The 20,220-nt window shown below is 68.8% G+C and carries 16 protein-coding genes and 4 pseudogenes; 11 read left to right on the top strand and 9 right to left on the bottom strand.

Features of this window, described 5'->3' with window-relative positions; genetic code table 11:
* Window positions 1–336, bottom strand: a pseudogene (locus tag ABZ281_RS06600) (hypothetical protein); the annotation flags it as partial.
* 147 nt (window positions 337–483) lie between these two features.
* On the opposite strand from ABZ281_RS06600, the gene ABZ281_RS06595 reads away from it, so the two are divergent.
* The 8 genes from ABZ281_RS06595 to ABZ281_RS06560 all read left to right on the top strand — a co-directional run bounded on the left by ABZ281_RS06595 (window position 484) and on the right by ABZ281_RS06560 (window position 7,201).
* Window positions 484–1,176 carry a GntR family transcriptional regulator gene (locus tag ABZ281_RS06595; RefSeq protein ID WP_356652757.1) on the top strand — a complete coding sequence of 231 codons (693 nt, stop codon included), beginning with the start codon at window positions 484–486 and terminating at the stop codon, window positions 1,174–1,176.
* Window positions 1,177–1,445: 269 nt separating this feature from the next.
* Window positions 1,446–2,210: an amino acid ABC transporter ATP-binding protein gene (locus ABZ281_RS06590; RefSeq protein ID WP_356652755.1), complete on the top strand. Its 765-nt coding sequence runs from the start codon at window positions 1,446–1,448 to the stop codon at window positions 2,208–2,210.
* Window positions 2,200–2,844, top strand: coding sequence for an amino acid ABC transporter permease (locus ABZ281_RS06585; RefSeq protein ID WP_356652753.1), 645 nt, complete (start codon window positions 2,200–2,202; stop codon window positions 2,842–2,844). The genes ABZ281_RS06590 and ABZ281_RS06585 overlap by 11 nt, the downstream gene beginning before the upstream one ends.
* Window positions 2,841–3,494 carry an amino acid ABC transporter permease gene (locus ABZ281_RS06580; protein WP_356652751.1) on the top strand — a complete coding sequence of 218 codons (654 nt, stop codon included), beginning with the start codon at window positions 2,841–2,843 and terminating at the stop codon, window positions 3,492–3,494. The genes ABZ281_RS06585 and ABZ281_RS06580 overlap by 4 nt, the downstream gene beginning before the upstream one ends.
* A gap of 25 nt (window positions 3,495–3,519) precedes the next feature.
* The gene (locus ABZ281_RS06575; protein WP_356652749.1) at window positions 3,520–4,371 is read left to right on the top strand and encodes a transporter substrate-binding domain-containing protein; all 852 of its coding nucleotides are present in this window, start codon (window positions 3,520–3,522) and stop codon (window positions 4,369–4,371) included.
* 93 nt (window positions 4,372–4,464) lie between these two features.
* Complete coding sequence (locus ABZ281_RS06570) at window positions 4,465–5,565, top strand: mandelate racemase/muconate lactonizing enzyme family protein (protein WP_356652747.1); 1,101 nt, start codon at window positions 4,465–4,467, stop codon at window positions 5,563–5,565.
* A 38-nt stretch (window positions 5,566–5,603) separates the two neighbouring features.
* The gene (locus ABZ281_RS06565) at window positions 5,604–6,635 is read left to right on the top strand and encodes a hypothetical protein (protein WP_356652745.1); all 1,032 of its coding nucleotides are present in this window, start codon (window positions 5,604–5,606) and stop codon (window positions 6,633–6,635) included.
* Between the two features lie 245 nt (window positions 6,636–6,880).
* Complete coding sequence (locus ABZ281_RS06560) at window positions 6,881–7,201, top strand: hypothetical protein (protein ID WP_356652743.1); 321 nt, start codon at window positions 6,881–6,883, stop codon at window positions 7,199–7,201.
* A 388-nt stretch (window positions 7,202–7,589) separates the two neighbouring features.
* Here ABZ281_RS06560 and ABZ281_RS06555 read toward each other — a convergent pair whose 3' ends face one another.
* The 8 genes and pseudogenes from ABZ281_RS06555 to ABZ281_RS06520 all read right to left on the bottom strand — a co-directional run bounded on the left by ABZ281_RS06555 (window position 7,590) and on the right by ABZ281_RS06520 (window position 15,973).
* Window positions 7,590–7,988 carry a hypothetical protein gene (locus ABZ281_RS06555; RefSeq protein WP_356652761.1) on the bottom strand — a complete coding sequence of 133 codons (399 nt, stop codon included), beginning with the start codon at window positions 7,986–7,988 and terminating at the stop codon, window positions 7,590–7,592.
* A gap of 78 nt (window positions 7,989–8,066) precedes the next feature.
* Window positions 8,067–8,201: pseudogene (locus ABZ281_RS06550) on the bottom strand (polysaccharide deacetylase family protein); the annotation flags it as partial.
* Window positions 8,202–8,259: 58 nt separating this feature from the next.
* Window positions 8,260–9,177: pseudogene (locus ABZ281_RS06545) on the bottom strand (helix-turn-helix domain-containing protein); the annotation flags it as partial.
* Between the two features lie 643 nt (window positions 9,178–9,820).
* Window positions 9,821–10,267, bottom strand: coding sequence for a hypothetical protein (locus ABZ281_RS06540; protein WP_356652741.1), 447 nt, complete (start codon window positions 10,265–10,267; stop codon window positions 9,821–9,823).
* A 232-nt stretch (window positions 10,268–10,499) separates the two neighbouring features.
* Window positions 10,500–12,500, bottom strand: a complete 2,001-nt coding sequence (locus tag ABZ281_RS06535; RefSeq protein ID WP_356652739.1) for an RICIN domain-containing protein — start codon at window positions 12,498–12,500, stop codon at window positions 10,500–10,502.
* Between the two features lie 17 nt (window positions 12,501–12,517).
* The gene (locus ABZ281_RS06530; RefSeq protein WP_356652737.1) at window positions 12,518–13,894 is read right to left on the bottom strand and encodes a glycoside hydrolase family 43 protein; all 1,377 of its coding nucleotides are present in this window, start codon (window positions 13,892–13,894) and stop codon (window positions 12,518–12,520) included.
* 174 nt (window positions 13,895–14,068) lie between these two features.
* Window positions 14,069–14,929 (bottom strand): annotated as a pseudogene (locus ABZ281_RS06525) (jacalin-like lectin); the annotation flags it as partial.
* Window positions 14,930–15,178: 249 nt separating this feature from the next.
* Window positions 15,179–15,973 carry a substrate-binding domain-containing protein gene (locus tag ABZ281_RS06520; protein ID WP_356652735.1) on the bottom strand — a complete coding sequence of 265 codons (795 nt, stop codon included), beginning with the start codon at window positions 15,971–15,973 and terminating at the stop codon, window positions 15,179–15,181.
* Between the two features lie 554 nt (window positions 15,974–16,527).
* On the opposite strand from ABZ281_RS06520, the gene ABZ281_RS06515 reads away from it, so the two are divergent.
* The 3 genes from ABZ281_RS06515 to ABZ281_RS06505 form a co-directional block, all read left to right on the top strand.
* The gene (locus ABZ281_RS06515) at window positions 16,528–18,036 is read left to right on the top strand and encodes a family 43 glycosylhydrolase (protein WP_356652733.1); all 1,509 of its coding nucleotides are present in this window, start codon (window positions 16,528–16,530) and stop codon (window positions 18,034–18,036) included.
* A 47-nt stretch (window positions 18,037–18,083) separates the two neighbouring features.
* On the top strand, window positions 18,084–19,517 hold the full coding sequence (locus ABZ281_RS06510; protein ID WP_356652731.1) for a glycoside hydrolase family 43 protein: 1,434 nt from the start codon (window positions 18,084–18,086) through the stop codon (window positions 19,515–19,517).
* A 273-nt stretch (window positions 19,518–19,790) separates the two neighbouring features.
* A partial coding sequence (locus tag ABZ281_RS06505) for a hypothetical protein (RefSeq protein ID WP_356652759.1) occupies window positions 19,791–20,220 on the top strand: 430 nt, incomplete at its 3' end.

The following is a 20,220-nucleotide window of genomic DNA, read 5'->3' as shown; positions in this document are numbered from 1 at the left end:
GACCTGTATCGACAACGCCCAGGCCAACCAGGGCATCGTCACCGACCCCGCGTCGGCGATCAGGTGGTCCAGGCGGCCGGTCTCGCTCCAGATCACGGTGCCCGTGATGGCGGGCTGCCTTGCGAAGTTCAGGCTCAGCGTCTTGAACATGGCGGAGGCGGTCGACCGGTGATGGGCCGACATCACCAGGAACTGCCCCTCCCGCAACGCGGTGCGGGTCGGCATCTCGAACTCCCCGCCGGCCAGATCGACGAAGGCCTGCCGTACGGCTTCGATCGCCTCCTTCATCGTCACGGCCTCGCGGATCTCAGGCTCACCGACGGTCATCGCCTTCATGGCACTCCACTTCCTCGCTGGGCGCCTCCTCGACTGCTTCTCCGCAGAAGGAGGAATCGGTAAGGTATTACACCTTACGCATTACGACAAGAAGGGCTACGAGAAGGGGCTTCCTGCCGCCCCGAGGTTCTGTGTTATGCATTGGGCATGACTACTTCTCATCCGGCGGGGGCGCCCGCGCGCGGTGCGCAACTCAAGTCGGTCAGCCTCCGCCAGCAGGCGCGGGAGGCACTGCGTACCCGGATCGTGCTGGGGCAGATTGAGCCCGGCCAGGTGGAGAGTGTCATCAACGTGGCCGCGGAACTGGGGGTCTCCGTCACGCCGGTCCGCGAGGCCATCATGGACCTGGCCAACCTCGGCATGGTCGAGGTCATCCGCAACCGGGGCTTCCGGGTTCCGGTGCTCACCGACCACGATCTCGAAGAGATCTTCCGTGTGCGCACCATGCTGGAGGTCCCGGCGATGGTCGAACTCGCCGGGCTCGCCGACCGGGCGCCCGTGGCGCCGTTCCGGCAGCTCGCCGAACAGATCACCGATGCCGCGCGCGCGGGGGACCTGGTCGCCTTCCTCGACCTCGACCGCCAGTTCCACCTCGGTCTGCTGGAGCTGCTGGGCAACCGCCGGCTCGTGGCGATGGTCGGTCAGCTGCGCGACCAGGCGCGTATGGAGGGTCTGCAGAAGCTGGCGGACCAGGGTGAGCTGACCCAGTCCGGCGAGGAGCACCTCACCATCATGGACGCCATCACCGCAGGCGACGGTGAGCTGACTGCCACCCTCATGCGCAGGCACCTCACGCACAGCCGCGGCATCTGGGCCGGCCGCGTGGAAGACGGCGCCTGACCCTTCCGGGAACCCGTTCGACGTCCTCGCGTCGCCTGTCGCTCCGCGGGCCGACTTCCATGTATATGCCCGCTATCGGCACTCTGTGAGATCGCAACACGATGGTGATGCGGGCACCGTATTCGAACCCTTGACAGTCACCGGCCCGCCCCTGATGCTCAGTGAGGTATTACACCTCAGGCCCGAGTGGTTCGGCCTGTCCGCCAAGCCCGCGCCTGTGCCGGGCCCGGCCACCAGTCAACGGTTGGCCCAAATCGGAGACAAGAACCTTGGCAAGCAAGAAGAAGGCCATTGAGCTCGACAACGTCGTGAAGCGTTTCGGCGACCACACCGTCGTCGACAACGTGTCGCTGTCCGTGGCGCAGGGCGAGGTCGCCGCCATCATCGGTCCGAGCGGCGCAGGAAAGAGCACGCTGTTGCGCTGTGTCAACCTGCTCGAACGGCCCGACAGCGGCACCATCGTCGTCGCCGGCACGAGCATCGACGCAGGCAGTCAGATCAAGTCCAGGGACCTCGCGAAGCTGCGCAGCGTCGTGGGCATGGTCTTCCAGTCCTTCAATCTGTTCCCCCACCTTACGGTGCTGCGCAACATCACGCTGCCCCAGGAGCAGGTGCTCGGGCGCAGCCCGGCGGAAGCCCGCGAGCGAGGACGCGCGCTGCTGGCACGTGTGGGGCTGGCGGCCAAGGCCGACCAGTACCCGAACCGCTGCTCCGGAGGCCAGCAGCAGCGCATCGCCATCGCGCGCGCCCTGGCTCTCGACCCCGAGGTGATGCTGTTCGACGAGCCCACCTCCGCGCTCGACCCCGAGCTGGGTCTTGAGGTGCTGACGGTGATGCGGGAACTCGCCGACGACGGTATGACCATGGTGGTGGTCACCCACGAGATGGAGTTCGCGCGGGACGTCTCCGACCACCTCGTCGTCATGGCCGACGGGGCTGTCCTGGAAGAGGGCAAGCCCGCCGAGATCTTCGCGGCGCCCTCACACGCCCGGACCCGGCAGTTCCTCAGGGCGGTGGACCGCGATGACGTCTGACCTGTTTCTCGCGGTGCTCAAGGGCGTGCCGACGACCCTGCTGCTGACGGGCGCGAGTCTCGGGATCGGGATCGTGGGCGGGCTCCCGTTCGTCGCGGCACGCATCTCCAACCGGCGGCTCCTCCGGGTCCTCTCCCGTTCCGTGATCGAGGTCCTGCGGGGCATCCCGCCGCTGGTGTGGCTGTTCATCATCTACTTCGGCCTGGGCAACTCGCTGCCCGGGATCGATCCGCTGCAGGCGTCGATCGCCGGCATGGGACTGATCTCCTGCGCCTACATGGCCGAGATCTACCGCGGCGGCCTCACCGCGGTGCACCACGGCCAGTGGGAGGCCGCAAGAGCCCTGGGCATGAGCAGCCTGGCGACCGTCCGCAAGATCATCGCCCCGCAGGTCTTCCGTATCTCCGTGCCGGCGACGGCCAACTATGGCATCGGCCTGTTCAAGGACTCCTCGGTGGCCTTCACCCTCGAAGTCACCGAGGTCCTCTACTACGCGAACGAGCAGTCACGCACGACCGGTGACGCGATCAAGCCGTTCCTGGTGGCGGCCGTCCTCTACATCGTCCTGTCGACGGTGTGTGCGGCGCTGTCCCGCTCCCTCGACCGGCGCCTGCAGCGAAGGGTGGCCCGATGAGCTTCCTCACCGACTGGACGGATGCCTTCCCCCAGCTCTGGAGTGGCCTCAAGATCAGCGCCCAGCTGGTCGCGGGTAGCCTCGCCCTCGGCATGCCCCTGGGGCTGCTGCTGGCACTGGGTTCGGCATCACGCCTCGTGCCGGTCCGCTACACGGTCATCGCGCTCGTGGAGATCGGACGCGGCACCCCCGCCCTGGTGATGCTGCAGATCGTCTACTTCGGCCTGCCGGAACAGGGTCTGTCGCTGAGCGCCTTCGTCTCCGGAACGCTCGCCCTCGCCCTGACCACCGGCGCCTACGCGAGCGAGATCATCCGCGGCGGCCTGCAGTCCGTCCCGCAGGGCCAGTTGGAAGCGGCCGACGCCCTCGGGATGAGCCGGCTCTCCGTGCTGCGCTTCATCGTCATCCCCCAAGGGCTGCGTGTGGCCATCCCCGCTCTCATGGGCCTGTCCATCCTGATCTTCCAGGCCACCTCGCTCGCCTACTCGATCGCCGTACCCGAACTGCTGTCCGCCGCGTACTCGTACGGCAACTCCACCTTCAAGTACCTGAGTGTCCTCTCCCTCGCGGGCCTCATGTACCTCGCCATCACCGTCCCCTCCAGTTGGCTGTCCGAGCGCGTGGAGCGCCGTCTGGCCCGGCATGTCTGAGAACCGAGAACCACCAGGGAGAATCATGAACAGCAAGCTTCCCGCAGCCGTGGCCGTCGTCACGCTCCTGGCCGCGGTCACGCTCTCGGGCTGCGGAGGCGGATCGTCCGCCACCACGGTCAGCGAGGACTGCAAGCCCAAGCACGAGTTCAAGACGATGAAGAGCGGCACCCTCTCCGTGGTGAGCTTCGACATCCCGCCGTTCAGCAAGGTCCAGGACAACGACATCACCGGCGTCGACGGGGACATCGTCAAGGCGATCGCGAAGATGGAATGCCTCACCCTGTCCGTCAAGCCCGCCGGTGCCGCCGCGGTCATCCCGACCGCTCAGGCCGGACGGGCCGACCTGGCGGCCGGAGACTGGTACCGCACCGCGGTACGGGCGAAGGTGCTCGACCTGTCCGACCCGCTCTACCTCGACGACATGGCGCTCGTGTCGAAGGACGGCCTGACCGCCATCCCGGACCTCAAGTCGAAGGGGCTCACGGTCGGGACCGTGGATGGCTACCTGTGGGTCGCCGACCTCAAGAACTACCTCGGCGGCAAGCTGAAGACCTACCCGTCGGGCGTGAACTGCTACCAGGACCTTCAGGCCGGGCGCGTCGACGTGTGCGTCGACAGCTACGGCTCCGCCGTGTACTCGACCAAGGGAAAGAGCCTGAAGGTCGAGAAGGCCAAGCCCTTCGACAAGGTCGCCGCGTCCATCGAGGCCGCCCAGTCCACCTTCCCGATGCCCAAGGGGCACGACGACATGCTCAAGGCGGTCAACGAGGACATCGCGACCCTGCGCAGCAGCGGTGAACTCGCCAAGATCCTTACCAAGAACGGCCTGGAAGCCAGTGCCGCCGAGGTGGGAGAGCCGCGCCTGATCGGCTGACCGGAGCTGCCGGGGCGACCGCCGGAGAGACGACGTGCTCTTCGGCGGTCGCCGATCTGGAGAGAGAACGGGTTACCGGAGAGGAGCGGAGATATGAAGGTGGTCGGCATCGACTGCTTCGGCTACGACCTGCGCTATGCCCACGGCGAGTACGTCATGTCGGGCGGCCGCGCGGCGACGTCCGAGATCGGCACGCTGGTGCGCCTGCGCACCGACGAGGGGCTTGAGGGATGGGGTGAGATCACGCCTCTCGGCAACCGGTACCTGCCCACGCACTGGGCCGAGGTGCGCGCGGCCCTGCACACGATGGCCCCGTCCCTCCTCGGCCAGGACCCGACCAACCTGTCCGCGGTCCGCCGCACCCTGGACGGCGTCCTCCTCGGCGGCGGATACGCCAAGGCCGCCATCGACGTCGCCTGCTGGGACCTGCTCGGCAAGGCCTGCGGGAAGCCGGTCGCCGCACTGCTCGGCGGCGTGCTCCAGGAGGACTTCCCGCTCTACGAGGCGGTCCCCCTGACCTTCCCCCAGAAGATGGCCGACTTCGTCGTCCGCCGCGAGGAGGCCGGCATCAAGCGCTTCCAGCTCAAAGTCGGCAACGACCCCCTGGAGGACGCCGACCGCACGCGCGCCGTCGTGAACGCGGCGGCGCGCGACACCCTGGTGATCGCCGACTCCAACGGCGGCTGGAACCTGCGAGCGGCCCAGATCGCCGTAACGGCGATGGCCGACCTCCCGGTGTTCATCGAGCAGCCCTGCCGCGAGACCGACGACTGCGTCTTCGCGATGCGCCGCTCCAGCCTTCCGCTGGTGCTCGACGAATCCATCCTTACCACGACCGACGTCTTCCGCGCCAAGTCCGAGGCGGGAGCCGTGTCCATCAACATCAAGATCAGCCGGGTGGGCGGGCTGACCCAGGCGGCCCGCATGCGCGACCTCATGCAGGACCTCGACCTGATGGTCTCGGTCGAGGACACCTGGGGTGGCGACATCGTGAGCGCGGCGGTGAGCCACCTGGCGGCGAGCACCAAGCCGGAGAACTTCCAGAACGCCTCGTTCATGAACGACTGGACCGACGGACACGTCGCCGGGTATCAGCCGCGCTCCCGGCGGGGACGCGGTGCGGCGCCGACCGGCCCCGGCCTGGGTGTCACCGTGCACATCAACGGACTCGAATCCGTCTTCCGCATCGCCTGAACCCGCGCGCCTGCCCAGCTCCAAGGAACCTCTGCGCTGTGCGAACCACCGGCAGTCACCTCGCCGGGAGAGTCTTGGTTCATGGGTACATCGGCGTCTCTTGGACAGCGGGCTACGCGGAGTGCTCGGCCCGAGGACGAGCACGGGCTCCCACATCGGTCGCGCGGACGCTCGCTGCTGAGTCCGCGCAGCGTCGCCGCCCAGGTGCTCCTCCTCCAGCTTGCGGTGGCGGTGGTACTTGTCGCCGCGACGCTTGCGGCGCTGCTGCTGCAGGCCCGGCGTCAAGGGACCGAGGCGGCGCGCAGCGAGGTTCTCGCCGCCGGCGAGGCATTCGCCAACGCTCCGGGGGCGTTGAAGCCCTGGACGGCCCCGACCCGACCGCCATCCTGCAGCCGCGTGCCAGGAAAGCCCAGGAACGGGGCGGCCTCGACGGCATCGTGGTGTCGACGCCGCAGGGGATCCGGATCGCCCATGCCGATCCCGGCCTGATCGGAAACCACGTCATCGGCCCGTACGAGAAGGCGGCGCACGGCGAGTCGTTCACCCACATCGTGACGGACCCTCTGGGCCTGTCCGTGTACGCGGCGGTTCCGGTCTTCCGGCCGGCCGGCTCGGCCGCCGGCATCGTCTACCCCGAGATCACGGTCAAGAGCGTCGGACGAGGGCGGACGCGGCCTGTTCCTCATCGCTCAGTTCACCCAAAGCTGGGGCACCCGCTACACCGCCCGAGGCAAGGTCATCTGAGCCGAACAGTCCCTGCACGCCGATGCGGCCGGACCTGGGCCAACGGGCGACGACATCCTGGAGCAGTGGGACGATGCCACGCTGTTGAGGGCCGCTCTCGACGCCATCGGCGATTTGAGCAGCTGTCACAATCACGCGCCCCGGCGTGTGACATCTGTCCATGGTGTCGCCGAATGCGCGCTCCTACCTTGAGGGTCCGTGAGGTTCCGCGCGCCAGGCGCCCCCGCACCTCTCTTCCGCCTGCGGTGGCCGTACAGGTGATTCCTGGGGCCGCTCGGCTGAGCCGACGTGTGTGTCCCCCCGAGCGACGGAAAGCAGACCGATGAGCATCGCGGGCCCAGCAGTTCCACCCGCCGACGGCGCCGACGGCGCCCCATCCTCCCGTCCGAAAAGCCCCGGCTGTCACTGCGGGCGGTCATTGACTCCCTGCAGTGGCTGCCGAGCCCCACGCTGCCTGGATTGCGATCCCTACCGTTCCGACGACTGCGACCCGCCCCCTGACGCGGAGTACACGGGCGCGGCAGAGGCAGTCCCGCTCCCGGACAGCGCGACGGGTGAGCGGTACTTCGTCGTGATCGGCACCGACGTGGCACGAAGGGTCTGCCGCTCCCTGCAAGCGGCCGGACACCGCGTGCGGCACTTCGCCCACCCCACGGACCGGGATCTGCGCCAGGCGCTCGGCGGTGATGTAGCAGGGGTCGCGATCCTGTTGAAGGACGACGCCGAGTCCCTGCGTTACGCGCTGGCGGTGGAACACATCCGTCCCCACGTCACCCTGGTGGTGACGGTCTTCGACTCCATCCGCGGCCACGGCCATCGCCACCACCGACGGCAGCCGCAACGTCAGCAGGCCACCGCCGAACAGGCCGTACAGCCAGGGCACAGTGTGTAGTGGAGGGCGTGCACCAGGTCCACGTACACCCCACAGTCCCAGAGCCAGGGTGACCACCATGGGCGCGGTCACCGCCACCGCGCTGAGCGTCCGTGGGGACCAGGGACCGAAGGATCGGCGAAGGGCAGGCCTCAGGAGTCGCCGCGGTTGTTCCTGCGTCGTACTGATCTGGGCCTCCATGGGCCGGGGCCGGAGATCCGGCCGGACGATCGAGCGCGAAGCCGGCCGGGATCCGCCGAACCGCCCTGCTGCTCCGACTCTGGGCGCGACAGCCCGGACCGGTCCTCGTCCGAACGGCCACTCACCCGGCACGGCGCCTCAGCCTCGTCCGAACGGTCAATCTCTGATCGACCAGGCGCTGGAGCGAACCAACCGACGTCGTACGACTTCAGTGGCGGAGGGCATCCTGCCGGTCATCGAGCGGATCGTGTGTGGTCAGCAGGGGGATGAGAGCCCTGGCCGGCCCTGTCGGTCTCAACGGCGGCGGACATCCCTCCAGCACTCCCCGCTGCCGCACACGGGTCACGGAGAACGGGCAACGTACGTGGATGTGTGGGCCCGCGAGTCCCAGCCGCTCAAAGTGTGGCGCGCGGGTGGCTGACGGTGACGAAGGGGTAGCCGTCGGCGGTGAGGGCGCGCAGGATCTGGGGGGGGCGGCGGCGACCGACGTGGGGTGGATGTCGTGCAGCAGGACCACGTCGTTGCGCTTCACCTTGCTGATGACGGCGTGGGCGACCCGCGTGGCGTCGCGGTACTTCCAGTCCTCGGTGTCCAGGGTCCACAGCACGGGGGAGAGAGTGGTGGCGCCGCGGACGGTGCTGTTGATGGCTCCGTAGGGCGGGCGGAAGAGGGTGGGGGCCTTGCCGGTGGCGGCCTTGATCGCGGCGCTGGTGTGGTTCAGCTGGTAGGCGACCTGATCGGAGCTGAGCTTGGTGAGGTCGGGGTGGTTCCAGGAGTGGCTGCCGACCTCGTGCCCGGCGCGGGCTTCGGCGCGGATCAGGTCGGGGTGGGCGGTGACGTTCTGGCCGGTGACGAAGAAGGTGGCCCGGGCCTGGTTGCGAGAGCATCGGCAGGGCGCCCGGCGTCGGTGACCTCGTCGACGATCCGGGCCGTCAGCGTGCGCTCGACGTTCAGGCCCTCGGCGGTCGCGGGCCCGGTGATCGCTTCCCGCAGCTCGTCCCGGCTCATCGGCCCCACCGGCAGGTTCGCGCCGCTGACCGCCTCGGCCAGGGGCGGGTGGGTGCCGCAGTGGCCGTAGAAGTCGCCGCGTACGGCGATGGCCACGCGCAGTCGGCTCCCGGGTTCGCGGGCGCGGAGCAGCAGGCCGAGGAAGCGGTCGCGTTCCTCGCGGTCGTGGCAGAGGGTGAACAGCTCCTCGAACTGGTCGACGATCACCCAGGTGTCCAGCTCGCCGTCCCGCGGGGTGAGCGCGCTCTCGTGGGTGCGCGCGGGCCGTTCACCCGGCGTGAGTACCCGCACCACCGCGGGCGGTCGGCGCCCTGTGCCTGCCGCAGTGCGGGGATCAGCCCGGCCCGCAGCAGCGAGGACTTGCCGCTGCCGGAGGCACCGAACACGGCCGCGAACCGGAGTGCGCGCACCAGGCCCAGCAACTCGCCGACCTGCTTGTCCCGGCCGAAGAACAGGTCGTTGTCACCCGGCTCGAAGCGAGCCAGCCCCCGATACGACGCCCGCTCGTCCGCCGCGGGCTCCCGGACCTCCGCGTCCGCCTCCCGCCAGCGCTGCTCCCACTCGTCAGGGTCGGCGTCGAGCGCCTGCGCGTATGCCCGTACCACGGCGAGTGACGGCAGCTGGTCGCCGGCCGCCGCCTGGGACAGCGCGGTCGTCGAGTAGCCCGCCCGCTTCGCCATCTCCCGGTACGGCGGCTTCCCCGCCTTCTCGCGCAGGAGACGCAGGTCGTGCGCCAGCCGCTGCACGGGCCCTGCACCGGGGTCAACCGGCTTCTCGCGTCGTCCCACCCTGCGGCACCTTTCGACTTTGCCAGCACACAATCGAACGGCCGCCCAAGCTACGTTTCCTGGCCGGAGGCACGTCACGAACACCCCGTGGCTTACCGCACGGTGCGGTAGGCGTTGTGGATCGTGCCGGTGCAGGTGTTCGGCGGGGCCTGGCAGCGCACACCTCGCGGGCCTGCCGGTGTCCAGGCCCGCCACGGTGACGCCGGGCGCGTCGTCGCGCTTGCCGTCGCGGCGGGTGACCGTCAGGGTCAGCTTGTACGACTCCACCTCACGGCTGACGCCCAGCGCGGTGCGCACGCTCTGTCCGTCGCCGCTCGCGGTCACCGCGCCCGACCAGGCGCCGTCGGCGTCGCCGAGCCGGGGGTCGCACTTGGCCGTGCCGCCCGCCGGGGCGGTGAGCCGGGCCGGGGAGACCGTGAACATGCCGGTGGGCGCGCTGCCGCCGCCGGGGCTGGTGGTGGTCAGGTCCAGGGTGACGGGCTCCGTGCCCGAGTTGCGGTAGGTGAGCGTCCGGGGCACCGGCCGGTCGTCCTGGTGTGGCCAGGCGGCGGTGCCGAAGCCGAGGGAGGACGGCTCGGTGGTGACGTCGGCGCCGGTCGCCCGGGCCAGGTCGACCTGGCGGTGCTCCCGTCGGGGGGCTCGGTCAGGGCCAGTCGGTGGTGGCCGCGAGGGTGTGCCGGGCGGTGTCCTGGGAGCGGCTGCCGCCCTTGTGGGCGACGATCAGCGGCAGTTGCCTGCGGTGGGCGTCGTCGTACTTGTCCTTGATCAGCCCCGTGACGTCGAACAGGCGGCGGTCCGGCCGACCGCTGCCCAGCAGCCGGGGGACGACGTAGGTGTGTCCGGTGAAGCTCCGCATGGAGAATCCGATGTGTTCGCGGCCCTTGCCGCGCCGCACATCGATCACCCGGCCCGTGCCGTCCACGTTCACGGTGTCACCGGTCACCGGCGTCACGTGCGCGGTGGCCCGTGCCGAGGCGCTCGGTGGTGTGGTGGCCGGGCTCGTGGACGGGTCCGAGGCCGCGGTGTCGACGGTGGTGGAGACGCCCCCGGCCACCGACAGCGGCGCGAGGTGCCGTAGGTGGCCCCCCACCGCGCTCTCTCGCTGATCCGACTGCTCTTGCTCCGCAAGGTGGTTTCTCTCTTCGCCGTGGTCGGTGAAGGTCCGGAGTGGATCCGGGGCAGGCGGACGACCCCGAGCCCTCCGGGGGGCGGGGCGCGGGGCCGTCCGGGAAGGCCGACAGCGGGGGGAGCCGTCGGCCTGGGACCGACTCTTCAACAGGAAGAGATTGGTCAGTAGGTCCTCACCAGCACTGAACAATGCGTCAGGCCGTGGTCCACTTCTGGTTGCTCTGGCCGTTGCAGGTCCAAAGGATCAGCTTGGTGCCGTTGGCGGTCGCCGCGTTCGAGGCGTCCAGGCACAGGCCTGAGAGGCTGTTGGTGACGGTGCCGTCGGAGTTGAGGGTCCACCTCTGGTCGGTGCCGCCCGTGCAGCTCCAGATGATGACCTTGGTGCCGTTGGTGGTGCCGTTGTTGTTCGCGTCGAGGCACTTGTTGCCGTAGACGACCAGTTCGTCCCGCGGCGTCTGGGTGAAGGTCTGGTTCTGTCCGCCGGAGCAGTCCCACAGCTCCGCCTGGGTGGCGTCGGTGATGGTGTTCTTCTCCAGGTCCACGCAGCGGCTGGAGGCGGCGCCGACGAGGGCGGCGCCGTTCGTGCCGGGGATGCCCTGGACACGGATGGCGTCGATGTCGGGGGCGGTGCTGCCGGAGAGCGCGGCGAACTTCACGGTGTTGGCGCGCTTGGCCAGGTGCGCGAGGACGGACACGGTGCGGTAGGTGGTGGCCGAGCCGGTTGGGGGGAAGGCCACGACGTACTTGTACTGGCCGTTGACCTGGAGGGTGGCCCTACGGGTGGTGCTGCCGACGTTGGCGTAGGTGATGTCCACCAGTTTCGTGCCCGCCGACGAGGCGGTGACGTTGCCGAACGTCGGGGTGGTCGCGGTGGTGGTGTCCTCGTACGTCGAGCCGGATGCCTCGGTGCCGGAGACGGTCAGCAGGACGGCGTCACCCGCCGGGACGGTCGTGGTGTATCCGGTGCCGGAGGAGCCGGCGTCGGTGCCCGTCCAGACGTTGCGCACGGATGCGGGGGCCGAGGTGAGGCCGAGGTCGGCCCAGCGCACGGTTATCGAGGCCGACGAGGACGTGCGGTTGAGCAGCAGCACCGCGCGCTTGCCGGTGCCGGCGAGGACCTTGCCGTACACTTGGAGGTTTCTCGTGTCCTCGGCTACCTTGACGCCCTGGAGCCCGCGCGGGTCCTGGTCGATGGCGATCATTTCGCGGTTGGTGAGGATGTCGCGGGTGGTGGTGCTCATCGTGGTGAGGTTGTTGCCCGCCAGCAGCGGGGCGCCGGAGATCGCCCACAGGCCCATGTGCAGCCGGTTCTGGGCGGCGCTCAGGCCGCTCATCCCGGTCATCAGCATGTCGGGGTCGTTGTAGGAGCCGGTGTGCTGGGCGGCCGGGTGCAGGGCCTTGTCGAAGTTGGTGAGCATCTTGGCCGTGGTCGGGGTCTGGCCCCAGAAGATGACGTCGGTGCTGGTGCGCCACAGGTCGCCGTAGCCGGTCGCCCAATTCCAGGGCAGTCCGCTGCCCCACTCGCAGAAGGACAGCACGAGTTGGTGCCCGGTGACGGCCGTCGCGGCCTCGTTGGCGGCGGCGATCGCCTTGTACTGCGTCTCCTGGTCCAGGCCCTCCTTCTGGCCCCCGCACCAGTCGATTTTGACGTAGTCGAAGCCCCAGCGCTGGAAGGTCTCCAGGTCCTGCTGGTAGTGGCCCTCCATACCGGTGTTGGGGGCGGCCGGGCGGGTGGTGGGGAAGTAGTAGCCGCAGCCCTGCTTGCCCGCGTCGGTGTAGATGCCGGCCTTCAGGCCCTTGCTGTGGATGTAGTCGGCCATCGCCTTCATGCCGCCGGGCCACAGGTTCTCGTCGACGACGATGTTGCCGTTCGCGTCCCGGTCGCCCTGCCACCAGCCGTCGTCGAGGTTGACGTACTGGTAGCCGGCGGCGGCCATGCCGGAGGAGACCAAGGCGTCGGTCTGCTGTTTGATGACGTTGTGGTCGATGCTGCTGGCGAAGCTGTTCCAGGACGCCCAGCCCATCGGCGGCGGGGTCACGCCGGTCTGGGTGGTGCTGACCGCGACCGGCTCGGCCGCCAGCGGTGCCGACGACTCATGGCCGTCCAGGGCTGCCAGGCCGGCCAGGGCGAGAGCGAGGGCCAGGGCCCGCGCGGTGACGCGTCCGGCCCATCTCCGGGTGAAGACATGTGACATACGGGTGCCTCCTGTGTTCAGTAGCCGACGCGGAAGGTCGCGTCCTGCCGGTCCGTGGCCGTGGAGATCGGGTCGATGCGCAGGACGTAGTCGGAGTGGCGGAGGTAGCGGGTCGGGTTGTTGTACGACCGGAAGGAGGACCAGCTCGCGTCCGCCAGGCCCGCCGTGCGGTAGAAGGTCGCGTCGGCCGCGAACGTCGACGTGCCGTCGTTGACGTCGAGTTGCAGCGCGTAGTTGTAGTGCCGCAGGTAGCGGGTGGGGTAGTTGACCGACCGGAAGGAGACCCCGGAGCTGTCGGCGAGACCCGGTACGAGGGTCCACAGGGAGTCCTTGTACGGCTCGATCGGGTACGTGTCGATGCGGCCCACGTAGTTGGAGTGGCGGACGTAACGGGCCGGGTAGTTGTAGGACTTGAGCCGGTTCCAGGTCGGCGCGCCCCACTTGGTCAGCAGGTTGTTGTACTCAGCCGTGGTGATCGTCGCGATGCCGCAGTGCTTGGAGTTGACCGGCTGCGTGTAGGTCCTCTGGTCGAGCGCGGCCCAGGTGCCGGAGGCGAGGTCGGCGGACTGCCAGGCGTAGAAGACGCCGTTGGGCGTGTAGGTGTCGCCCCAGAGGTACCAGGCGCCGGAGCTGAGGGACTTGACCACGGTGGGGGCTTCGGTGCCGCCGTGGGCCACACCCGCGCTGTACTCGGTGAAGCTGCCCGGGTTCAGGGTGGTGGATCTGGCGCTCACCAGGGTCTGGTTCTTCTTGAAGAAGAGGTAGTTGTAGCCATTCACGCCCACGGCCATGTCGCCGTCGATGACGTCGTATCCGGGGTCGAAGAAGACCTGCGGGGCGGAGGCGGTGACGAAGTCGCTGGTGTAGTTGACCATGATCACGTTGTGGCCGCTGCTGTTGACCGCGGAGTAGATGACCGCGTACTGGCCGCGGACCGCGTCCCAGAACGCCTCGGGCGCCCAGCTGTGGGTGGTCATGTCGTGCAGCTTCAGGCGCCGGTAGCCCGTGAAGGTGCGCAGGTCGGCGGAGTCCCAGACGTGGATGTACTGGCTGTTGTAGCTCCAGTTGGTGCCCTTGAGATCGGTGGCGAGGACGACGAAGGTGCCGTCCTGCTTGCGCATCAGGAACGGGTCGCGCAGACCCAGCGCGCCGGCGGTGGGGGTGACCAGGGGGTTGTTCTGGTTCAGCGGCGTCCAGTTCAGCCCGTCGGGGCTGACGGCCAGGTGCAGGCCGTAGTCGGTGCCGTCGCCGAGGTTGGTCGACTCGGTGAAGTAGACCATCGCGTACGCCGAGTCGGCGGCCTGCGCGGTGCCCGCGCCGAGCGTCAGGGCGAGCGGCACGGCGGCCGTCATGCCCAGAAGGCCGCGGCGGGACAGGTGGGGGTTTGCGCTCATGTTGCTCTCCAAGGTGGCGTGCGGGGCACCTGAGTGGCCGAGATTTCGAACATAGTTCGGAAAATCGATCAGAAGGTAGGGGCCGGATCATGGGTGCGTCAATCGCCCGGTCACTCCTTTGTGGTTCCTGTGCACCCGGGGCGCGACGGGACGCGCCCCGGGGCGGGAGTTGCAGCGCTGGGTGTAGATGAAGCCGATCTTGTCGACCTCGTCGCCGGCGCGCCCGTGGAATCCGGCGATCTGCCGGCCGGTCGGGGCGGTGCGGGACACGCAGTCCGAGGTCGTGGTGCCGCCGGCGAGCGTGCGGCCGAGGTTCGTCGTGAACCTGGCGTAGAAGGTCCGGGTGTGGTCGTCCTGCTGACCCTGACACAGGTATGCCGCCGTCACGTACTCGCTGCTGCCGAGCGTCAGTGAGGACGCGGTGCCGCCGGTGCCGCCGTGGGCGAGCGTGGTGCCATTCGCCAGGGTGAGGCTCATCTGGTCGACCCGGGAGCCGGACCGCAGCCCGATGGTGGTGGCGCGGGCGCCGGTGGTGACACTGTCGATGTCGTTGAAGTAGTCGCCGTGCGGGCCGCCGAACTGCTCGCTCAGCTGGAAGGCGGAATTGCGCGACCAGTTGAAGCCGACCGTGATCGGGTCGTGGTCGGAGAGCATCAGCCCGTCGTCGGTGAGGAACTCGGCGTGCTCGTTGTTGTACGACATGGCGTTCAGCGAGACGAGCTTGCTGCTCCGGTAGAGGACCTTGTCGACGACCTCGCAGTCATTGGGGACGGTGGCCCCCGACTGGTCGCAGACCAGGGCGTCACTGCCCTTGGCGGGCGCGCTGCCGCCGCGGATCAGCTGGACCCAGGCGTCGGTCAGGCCGCCTGCCGCGGCGAACTCGGCGATGGTGTCGCCGGTGCGGGTGTAGCGGGTGTTGGTGTCGCCCATGACCACGACCGCGTTCCCGGCGGAGTGGGTGGCCCTGAAGTCGGTGAGCTGGCTGAGGTTGTCGGCGCGGGCGGCGAGGTCGTCGTTGAAGCTTCCCCTTGATGTTGGACACCTGGAGGTCTTTCCACCGGACTGGCCGACCGCGGGCCTGCTGACGGCCACGGCCAGGGCGGCGGTCAGACGGCGCTGTCTGGAGGAGCTGTTCATCGCAGGCGTTCCCTTGTTTGGGCATGCGGGTGCCGACGTACGGGGTGGCGAGGAGATGCGGGCACGGCGAACGGCACTGCTGGGCGGTTCGAGCGTCCGCTGACGTGGAGAGGCTGACGTGATGTGAGGAGGCTTACGCGGGTGCGGTCAGGGTGTCGTACCGGCTCCGGAGGGCCCTGTGCTGGCCCGCAGAGAGATCGGGGGCGCGAAGAGATGGTGCCGGGGCGGCGCGTCGGGGTGGCCGAGCCGCTCCACCAGCAGGTCGACGGCGCGTCGGCCCATCTCCTCCGCCGGTACGTCCGCCGCGGTGAGCTGCGGGGCCACCGTCTCCGCCCAGCGACTGGCCACGACCCCGGTGACGGAGAAGTCGCGCGGCACCTGGCGGCCCGCCTGGGCGAGTCCCCGGTAGAGGCCGCCGAGAGCGGCCTCGTTCAGCGTGACCAGGGCCGTGGTCGCCGTCGTGCAGGATCCGCTCCAGGCATGCCTGGCAGAGACGGCGCCGTCCCCGCAGCAATAGCTCCTCGCCGTCAGCCCGCGTTCGGCCGCGGCCTTGGTGAAGCCGTCCAGGCCCCGGTGCGCGGACTCGTACCCGGCCCGCAGCGGCTGCTCGGGGCGGTTGACGAAGGCGACCCGGCGGTGGCCGAGATCGGCCAGGTGGTGAACGCACGCCGCCGCCAGCGCGGTGTGGTCCAGGCCCACCCACCAGCCGCCTTCCGGACGAGCGGTGCGGCTGATGGCGACGGAGGGGTAGCCCAGCGCGGCCAGGTGATCGACCCGGTCGTCCTCCAGCCTGATCTCCATCAGGATCGCGCCGTCGACCCGCGGCTCTCCCAGCAGCCGCTGGAACGAACGCTCGCTGTCCACGCCGCTCGGGGCGAGCAGCACGTCGTAGTCGTAGGCCGCGGCGGCCTCCACCACGCTGTCGATGAAGTCCAGCTCCATCCCGGTGTAGCGGTTGCCGGCCGGCGGGAAGACCGACCGATCGTGCTGGTGCGGCCGTGGGCGAGGGCGCGTGCGCTCGCGTTGGGCCGGTAACCCGGCTCGTCGATGACCCGCTGGATCTTCTGGCGGTTGTCCTCGGACACGGGCCGCTTGCCGCTGAGCGTGTACGCCACAGTGCTCCGCGAGACACCAGCCCGCTGGGCAATCTCACCGATGTTCACGGGCACTCCTTGCTGTGAGTTGTCGAATCGGTTCGACTTTCCCCAGGAAATCGTTCAGGTACTCGTTCAGACCTATTCGTTGTCGAACCGGTTCGTGTACAGCGCAGTCAGGAGCGAGCCGGACGGGCGTCGACGCCTCGCGCCGAATTTCTCAGGGCTGCCGGTCCGGTCTCCCGGCTGTCTTGACGCCTTCTTGCCGTCCCTATAGCCTCTGGCCGAATCTCCGGACGCTGTTCTGAATATCGAACAAAACGGGGAGCTGTTGACCCTCGTATTGCTCGTGCATCCGACCCGGATCGGGTGCTCCACGACGCAAACAAGGATGTGTTTGTCATGGGCATTGCAGGCAGGTGGCGGAGAGGTTCTGCTTTCGTCCGGCGGCTGTGGGCCACAGCGACGGCTCTCGCCGTCGTCGCCGGCGGTGTGACGGTCGGGACGGTGGTGGCCGCGACCGGCGCGCAGGCGGCCACCGCGACGTTCACGAATCCGCTCAGCAATTCCGGCGCCGACCCGTACATGACCTACTACGACGGCGACTACTACCTGATGACGACGCCGTACAGCGGGCCGCTGACGATGCGGAAGGCGCCCACGATCGAGGCGCTCAAGTCAGCGTCGCCCGTGCCGGTGTTCAGCGCCCACGCCGCCGGCCGCGACCACTACATCTGGGCCCCGGAGATGCACCTGCTCGACGGCCCCAACGGCAAGCGCTGGTACATCTACTACTCCGCCGGTACGGGCGACATCGAGGACCAGCGCGTACACGTGCTGGAGAGCGCCGGTACCGATCCGCTCGGCCCGTACACGTACAAGGGCATGATCTTCGGCGCGAACGACTGGTGGGGCATCGACGGAAGCGTCGTCACCATCAACAACCGGCTGTACTTCACCTGGTCGGGGGTGCCGACGCCGCAGTGGGCCGGATCCAACCCGAGCATCTACATCGTCGCGTTGAGCAATCCGTGGACCGTCACCGGATCCCGTACGCAGATCTCCATCCCGACCTACTCCTGGGAGACCCAGGGCACCCCGATGAACGAGGGCCCGGTCGCGTTGCAGCACGACGGAAAGACGTTCATCTCCTACTCGGCGAGCGCCTGCCAGGGCCCGGACTACAAGCTGGGCCTGCTCACCCTCACCGGCGGCGACCCGCTGAACGCGAGCTCCTGGACCAAGAGCACCGAGCCGGCCTTCCAGCGCAACGGCGCGGCCAGTGTGTACGGGCCGGGCCACAACGGGTTCTTCAAGTCGCCTGACGGCACCGAGGACTGGATCGTCTACCACGCCAACTCCTCGTCCTCCCAGGGCTGCGGCACCACCCGCACCACCCGGATCCAAAAGATCACCTGGAACGCGGACGGGTCCCCGAACCTCGGCGTACCGGTGGCCACGGGTACCGCGCAGGCCGTCCCGTCCGGAGAACCGGCGGTGACGTACTACCGGCTGACCAACCGCAACAGCGGCAAGGTCGTGGACGTACAGGCACCCAACACCGGCACCGGCGTCAAGGTCGGCCAGTACGCCTGGAACGGCAAGCCGTGGCAGCAGTGGCGCTTCGTCGACGTGGGCGACGGCTACTTCCAGATCGAGAGCCTCAACAGCGGCAAGTGCCTGGACGTGAGCGGCGCCTCCACCGCCAACGGTGCCGGCATCATCCAGTACCCCTGCCACTCCGGCCGGAACCAGCAGTTCCAGTGGGTCGCCGTCGACGGATACCACCAGCTCAAAGCCCGTCACAGCGGCAAGTGCGTCAACGTCGTCGGTGCCTCGACCGCGGACGCCGCCCTGCTCGAACAGCGTACCTGCGGCACAGCCGCCAGCTTCCAGTGGTCACGTATGTGACATCACGTCACCCGGTTGTGACACCCGTAGAAGGACAGGAAACGTACATGCACAGATTCTTCTCCCGGCTCGCGGCGATATTGGTTGCCGCCTGCCTGCTCTTCACATCCCAAGCCCTAACCACACCTGAGCGGGCCGCAGCCGCCGATCCGGGCTACCTGATGGTGCACTTCACCGGGGAGGGGTCGACCAATCAGCAGATGCACCTCTCGCACAGCACCGACGGTGTGAACTGGAGCGACCTCAACGGTGGCGGCATGGTCCTGCGCTCCACGGTCGGTACGAAGGGGGTGCGTGACCCCGCTCTGGTCCGCGCCCCGGGGGGTGGCAAGTACTGGATCATCGCGACGGATCTGTGCATCAGCTGCGGTCAGTCGTGGAGCGATGCCATCAACAACGGCAGCCGCAACCTGGTGGTGTGGGAGTCGACGGACCTGGTCACCTGGTCGCAGCCGTGGCTGCTCAATGTCGCCGGCGCGATCCCCGACGGCCGCAACGCCTGGGCGCCCGAGGCGATCTGGAACCCGGAAACCAACGACTACGTCTTGTACTGGGCGACGAACGTGCCCCTCAACGGCGCGACGAAGCACCGCATCTACTACGCCCGAACCAGCGACTTCCGCACCATCACCACCCCGCAGAGCTACATCGAGCGCCCCGGCACCCAGGAAATCATCGACACCCAGATCATTGAGATGCCGTCCGGCGTCGGCAACTACCGCTATGTGCGGGCCTCCGGCGACGGGCAGATCACGCTCGAAGGCAGCGACTCGATCCTGGGAACGTGGACCAAGCTCGGCGACCTCTCCGGTATCGGCCTCACCGGCTCCCAGGTCGAAGGCCCGATGTGGATGAAGTTCAACGGCACTGACAAGTGGGCCCTCTACCTCGACCAGTACGCCACGGGCGGCGGTTACATGCCGGTGCTCACGACTGACCCGTCCAACCCCGCCGCCTACCAGAAGCAGGCGTCGGGAAGCTACAACATGGGCGGCACGAAGAAGCGCCACGGCTGGATCCTGAACCTCACGGCCGCTGAAGAGAGCCGGGTGCTCGCACGCTGGCCCAACACCGCGATCAACCGGCTGCAGTCGTACAACTTCCAGGACCGGTACGTGCGGCACACCAACTTCGACGTACGCATCGACCCGAACGTCAGCCCCGCCCAGGACGCTCAGTTCCGGATGCGGACCGGCCTGGCAGGCTCCGGCACCGTCTCCTTTGAGTCGGTGAACTTCCCCGGCTACTTCCTGCGGCACTCGAACTTCGACTTCCAGCTCGCCCACAACGACGGCAGCAGCCAGTTCGCGGCGGACGCCGCCTTCCGGCAGGTCGCCGGACTCGCCGACCCGACCTGGTCGTCGTTCCAGTCCTACAACCACCCCGACCGGTACATCCGGCACTACGCCTACCAACTGCGGTTGGACCCGATCACCACCGCGACAGGGCGCAGCGACGCCACCTTCCGCGTGACGAGCTGACCCGTGCTGACAGGGATGCCGGCGCCCTCACGGCGATCTCCCACCGGCCGCCGCCCTCGGGCGGGGAATGCGCCGGCATCCGCCCCGTACAAGAGAAGAGAGAGGTCACATGTGGGCGACGGGGATTGTGGGAGATCGGGTGAGGACATGGCTTGAGCGGCCACTAAAGCGTTTTCCCCTGGCAGCACCCTCTGGGGGAGGCCGTAGCGCAGTCACAGCTGACGCGCCGCGCATTTCGCACTTCCCCGGCACCTCACGCACCAAGGTTCCCGCATGCCCAGACGCATCCTCGCCCCTGCGCTCCTCCTGCTCGCCTCGCTCACCCTGACGTCCGCCTGCGCCACCGTCTCGCCACCGGCGGACTCCGCGCCCTCTCGGGACGGCCGGTCCCGGACCGCGGGGACCGACGCAGCCACCTCCATCGACCCGTCCAGGATCAAGGGCGTCAACATCGTCAGTGACAGCAGCACCGACCGCTCCTGCCCCTGGGCCACGGCCTACCCGGACGTCCCCGGCGCCGACGCGATGACGGCCGCGATGAAGAAGGACGTGGAGGAACGCCTCGCGGTCTTCCGCGGTGAGGACGGCGGCGGGGGCGCGAGCTGCGGTGGCGCGGCCCTCGGGGCCGGTGTAGTGCAGCGTGCGGTCGTCGAGGTCGATCCGGTCGGCCTCGCCGAGCACCAGCCGGACGTCCGGCAACGAG

It is taken from the genome of Streptomyces sp. NPDC006265, from assembly GCF_040613555.1.
In the GTDB taxonomy this organism is placed as follows: Bacteria; Actinomycetota; Actinomycetes; order Streptomycetales; family Streptomycetaceae; genus Streptomyces.
Note: the sequence above shows the minus strand (reverse complement) of the source record. Positions and strands in the feature narration are given on the sequence as shown.

Excerpts from the sequence above, each read along its gene's own strand:
- ABZ281_RS06520 (WP_356652735.1), bottom strand. The coding sequence starts at position 15,973 with ATGGAGCTGGACTTCATCGACAGCGTGGTGGAGGCCGCCGCGGCCTAC.
- ABZ281_RS06570 (WP_356652747.1), top strand. The coding sequence starts at position 4,465 with ATGAAGGTGGTCGGCATCGACTGCTTCGGCTACGACCTGCGCTATGCC.
- ABZ281_RS06530 (WP_356652737.1), bottom strand. The coding sequence starts at position 13,894 with ATGAGCGCAAACCCCCACCTGTCCCGCCGCGGCCTTCTGGGCATGACG.
- ABZ281_RS06575 (WP_356652749.1), top strand. The coding sequence starts at position 3,520 with ATGAACAGCAAGCTTCCCGCAGCCGTGGCCGTCGTCACGCTCCTGGCC.
- ABZ281_RS06595 (WP_356652757.1), top strand. The coding sequence starts at position 484 with ATGACTACTTCTCATCCGGCGGGGGCGCCCGCGCGCGGTGCGCAACTC.
- ABZ281_RS06515 (WP_356652733.1), top strand. The coding sequence starts at position 16,528 with ATGGGCATTGCAGGCAGGTGGCGGAGAGGTTCTGCTTTCGTCCGGCGG.
- ABZ281_RS06585 (WP_356652753.1), top strand. The coding sequence starts at position 2,200 with ATGACGTCTGACCTGTTTCTCGCGGTGCTCAAGGGCGTGCCGACGACC.
- ABZ281_RS06510 (WP_356652731.1), top strand. The coding sequence starts at position 18,084 with ATGCACAGATTCTTCTCCCGGCTCGCGGCGATATTGGTTGCCGCCTGC.
- ABZ281_RS06580 (WP_356652751.1), top strand. The coding sequence starts at position 2,841 with ATGAGCTTCCTCACCGACTGGACGGATGCCTTCCCCCAGCTCTGGAGT.
- ABZ281_RS06535 (WP_356652739.1), bottom strand. The coding sequence starts at position 12,500 with ATGTCACATGTCTTCACCCGGAGATGGGCCGGACGCGTCACCGCGCGG.